We start from the raw sequence: 3,258 nt of genomic DNA on the forward strand, positions 1-3,258 counted from the left end.
ACTCAACGCTTATTTCTATCAACCTCTCTGTAAACAACCCTGAGATTTCTTACACTTTAGTTTTTAAATTGTTAGTGATGCCAGCTCACGTCAACTTACATGCACTGTGCAGCGGTGGCCTGCTGAACCGTTTTGACGTGCGCCGCCCGGTCTCGCTTATCCATCCATGACAACAGCGCAACCAATACAATCACGCCGATCGCTGGCAGAATGATCTTGCTCAGTATTCCGGGCTGGCTTGAGCGGTAGTGTTTTGTGTCGTAGGGGATCATGTTGCGTCTCCAACATAGCTGCCGTCAGGTTCTACGGTTGTCATCACATCGTTGATGTGATCGTATAACTGATCGATGCCACCGTCGTTGATGATAAATTGCTCACCCGGTAATGGCTGCACCTGTTGCTCGCTGGCGTGATCGGCATTGATCGCGAGCGGATTGTCAGGCCGCCGTATGTGCCAGATCGTCCCGCCCTGATCGCGCAGCCATTTGGCCTCGCTCTCAAAACGGATGTCGCTGATTACGATCCCGCTCAGGTACAGGTTATTGCCCGCGGTGAGCTGGTTGTTGTAATCAATTTGCTGCTGTGCGATATTGATCCAGATATCTTCGTCAACCATCTCGCGCGCCCATTCTGTACCCAGAGTCTGCATAACCTGGCGCGGCGATTTCCCGCCCAGGATTTTCAGCGGCTGCTCTTTCAGCTCGCGGTCTGTCAGGTATTCCATCGGAATGCCGAACATCGCCACGATGCCCAGCTTGATCGGTTCTGCCAGTGATATCTGGCGGAATTCCTGTGTGTCGCAAAGGAACTTGGCAACGGTGTCTTTACCGCAGCCAGCGGGGCCGGTTAGGCCGATGAGTTTTAGTGGCTGCGTCATGGTTATATTTTCCCGAAGTAGAGCGGTACGCCGGTTTCTGATTTGATCTTTTCGATCATTGTCTTGGTTGCGTCCTCAATAACTTTGTCCGGGCGGATCAGCTCGTACCAGAACTTGAGCACGCCTTGGGTGACGCGGTATCTCAGCCTAGCATCTATCCGATAGGCCGTGCCGTTCCAGAAAACGGGGATGCCGATCGAGATTTTCTCGAACAGTTTCATCTGTTGCAGTGTTTGCGCATCATCGTCTTCGACGAAATTGAGTTGCACGCCACCGCTTTGCAGACGGATTGAAGATTTGTAGCGCTTGTCCTGGTTGGCCTCGAACGATATGGCCATTTCCAGCAGTTCTTTGCCGGATGGCATGCCTTCCACTGAGGCAATGTCCGCCAGATTTTCTTCGACAAACGATGCAAATTCGACTTGCGAGTGTTGTTGCTTGTTGCCGCCAGACCAGCGTTTCCATTCCTCCGAAAATACCGGCGTGTAGAGTGCGCGGTGATCGCGCCATTGTTGTCCGTCGTTAGCGCCTTGGTGGTCGTTGATGACGCAGTCGAAATCGACTTTGGATTGTCTGTAGTCTGCCTGACAATAGATAGTCGTGAGATCGGTCATCTTGTGCCGGTTGATGTAGGCGATGAAACTATCCTGCTCATCAAGCCGGACCGTTCCTTTTTTGCGTGCAGGTGCAGAAAGTAAAGATTCTTCGTCATAGATTTTGTCTGACCATCCTGGCGGAAGCGCATATCTTTTAATATACCCCTGCGATTGTGTGACTAATTCTGCTGGGCGTATCGCGTTTGCCAGATTAATGATTTCCTGTGTCTCGCTGTTTTTAATTTCGTCCATGCTTAGTTTGCTCCTACGGTTATGAGTGGGTCTTTGCGTTCTTCAACTACTTTCAGATCAAGCTTGGCCTGATGCGGGTTATCCGGCGTGAGTGCGCCGTCTTCGGTGGCAAACAGCAGGGTTTCCATCGGTTCTTCGGCAGGCATGTTCGCTTTGCATTTGCCGGTGATATGCATGGCGCCGGTTTTTGATGTCTTTTTAATACTGATCTTTAGATCGATGCTCCCCGGTTTGCCGGTATCGTTAACTTTTTTTACTAGCTCCTGGAACCGGTTGCTCGCTGTACTGATAAAAAATCCGTTGCCGATGTGGTGCATCGTGTCGGTGATTGGTTTTGTCATGATTGCTCCTTTGTTGGTTACGTATAAATCTCATTCCCTAAACCTTCATCTCTTGCCAGTCACCCAGCCATTTCACAAAATCGCTGCGTTTTGAGGCGTCGATACCGACAAGAATTTCGTTTCCTTCTATATCCAGATATTTCCTGTACCGAAGTATTTGTTCTGGCTTTACTCTGTAATTCACATCCTCATGCCAGGGCGGATTGTCAATATCAATCCACGTGCCATTCAAATCCCACTGAATTTGTAAAGAAGGATTATTTCTCTTCAATTCAATGAGATCGTTATGTCTACTTCTCTTAGCAAATGGCAGAACATTGTTCATATGATTAATCTTCAACGTTGAGTGGATATACATATCGTTCTCCCGTAGTTTTCAACCCCCACCTGCGCTCACGGCTTATGGTTTGGGTTGATGTGCATAATATTAGGCATGCCTTATTATAATGTCAATAGGTATGCCTAATATTTGTGATAATATTTCTCTGAGCGGGTGGAGGTGCGGGGTAGGGTGCGCGGAATCAGGGCAATAAAAAACCCGCTCGGGGCGGGTGTTTGAATGTTAACTATATTGTGGAGGAATTATAGTGCCGGAAAAGAGGAATGAATTAATCCAAATGTTTGCCGGGTTTTGGGAAAAGGACGGTAAAGTTTCAAATATTTCGGATGATTGTCCGCACGATGCGTTTATGACGCCAGAAAAGAAGGCGGAATGGATGGGAATTTTTGTCGCGCTGGACGCTGATGCTGTGAATAGTATTAGTGCTTACGGTATTTATCATCGCCCTGGTGGCTGTTCTTGCATTGAGCTTCTAGGAAAATTACGGCGTAGCTGGCGATCTCTATTGCGCGTGGAGGTATTTTGGGCCTGGAACGCGCTGCATCTAGTTGCGCTTTCAAGGAAACAAATAATTCCCTTTCATCGATTTCTCTGGCTATACCTCCAACAATTAAAGCGAGGGCTACTCCGAAATCTTCGGTGAGTTCTTCAATGATTTCTTGTTTGATGCGTTCTTTTTCATCCATCTTGAAACCCCTTAGCATTGTGATGTTTGTATTGATTGTATCAGCTTGGGAATGAACTTGACTGGATATTAGGGCAATAAAAAACCCGCTCGGGGCGGGTTTTTTAAGAAAAGTTATTTTTTCTTATTCGGGCTTTTATTCTTATCATTTTTATCTTTATCTTTTT

6 protein-coding genes are annotated in these 3,258 nt (G+C 47.5%); all 6 read right to left on the bottom strand.

Going from position 1 to position 3,258, the window contains the following annotated elements; translation table 11 throughout:
• Positions 1-95: 95 nt before the first annotated feature.
• Positions 96-272 (bottom strand): hypothetical protein, encoded by a 177-nt coding sequence (locus ABD07_RS14630; protein WP_160818906.1) that lies wholly within the window; start codon positions 270-272, stop codon positions 96-98.
• The gene (locus ABD07_RS14635; RefSeq protein WP_160818907.1) at positions 269-877 is read right to left on the bottom strand and encodes a deoxynucleotide monophosphate kinase family protein; all 609 of its coding nucleotides are present in this window, start codon (positions 875-877) and stop codon (positions 269-271) included. Before ABD07_RS14635 ends, ABD07_RS14630 begins: the two co-directional genes overlap by 4 nt.
• A 2-nt stretch (positions 878-879) precedes the next feature.
• Positions 880-1,725 (bottom strand): DUF2303 family protein, encoded by an 846-nt coding sequence (locus ABD07_RS14640; RefSeq protein WP_160818908.1) that lies wholly within the window; start codon positions 1,723-1,725, stop codon positions 880-882.
• A gap of 2 nt (positions 1,726-1,727) precedes the next feature.
• The gene (locus ABD07_RS14645; RefSeq protein ID WP_160818909.1) at positions 1,728-2,066 is read right to left on the bottom strand and encodes a hypothetical protein; all 339 of its coding nucleotides are present in this window, start codon (positions 2,064-2,066) and stop codon (positions 1,728-1,730) included.
• Positions 2,067-2,103: 37 nt separating this feature from the next.
• Positions 2,104-2,424: a hypothetical protein gene (locus ABD07_RS14650; protein ID WP_160818910.1), complete on the bottom strand. Its 321-nt coding sequence runs from the start codon at positions 2,422-2,424 to the stop codon at positions 2,104-2,106.
• 401 nt (positions 2,425-2,825) lie between these two features.
• The gene (locus tag ABD07_RS14655) at positions 2,826-3,092 is read right to left on the bottom strand and encodes a hypothetical protein (RefSeq protein ID WP_160818911.1); all 267 of its coding nucleotides are present in this window, start codon (positions 3,090-3,092) and stop codon (positions 2,826-2,828) included.
• Positions 3,093-3,258 lie beyond the last annotated feature (166 nt).

Origin of the sequence: Nitrosomonas oligotropha (assembly GCF_009833085.1) — a bacterium.
Classification (GTDB): Bacteria; Pseudomonadota; Gammaproteobacteria; order Burkholderiales; family Nitrosomonadaceae; genus Nitrosomonas; species Nitrosomonas oligotropha.